The following is a 575-nucleotide window of genomic DNA, read 5'->3' on the forward strand; positions in this document are numbered from 1 at the left end:
AGGCAAAGCTTGCCGAACCTGCGATACCCCTAGCGCAATCACAATACCAAACTCACCTAACAGGCCGCGTATTTCATTGCATAAAGCTGTTCTGGCGCGAATCAGGCGACTACGAATTCTATGCTCAGCCTGAACGACTTGCTGATCCACCTCTTTGATCGAAACGAAACGCATTGACGGACGACCGACGGCTTCACAAATCGCTTCTGCATCATTGGCATCATTCTTCCCGCTCTTTACATACGGTTTGACGAATTGCGCAGCAATCAATTTAACCTGATGTCCATACTTGCGCAGTTCTCTTGCCCAGTAGTGTGAAGATCCACAGGCTTCCATACCGATCAAACAGGGTGGTAAATTCCTGAAAAAATCATACATTTGGGCACGCCGTAATTGCTTGCGCAGCACCACTTTCTCAAATCGATCTACACCATGTAATTGAAATACTTGCTTTGCCAGATCGATACCAATTCGAGTAATATTCATTTGGACTTCTCCTCTGTGAACTAATCAGTTTTACCTCTAATTAGTTTGGCACATTTGATGCCGTAGGGGGAGGAGTCCATTCCATTGCC

At 45.9% G+C, this 575-nt stretch carries 1 protein-coding gene; it reads right to left on the minus strand.

Annotation, left to right across the window (positions count from 1 at the left end; translation table 11 throughout):
- On the minus strand, positions 1 to 486 hold a 486-nt coding region (locus H8K52_RS20640; RefSeq protein ID WP_186924795.1), incomplete at its 3' end, for an IS110 family RNA-guided transposase.
- Positions 487 to 575 lie beyond the last annotated feature (89 nt).

It is taken from the genome of Affinundibacterium seohonense (assembly GCF_014284305.1).
Taxonomy (GTDB): Bacteria; Pseudomonadota; Gammaproteobacteria; order Burkholderiales; family Burkholderiaceae_D; genus Undibacterium; species Undibacterium seohonense.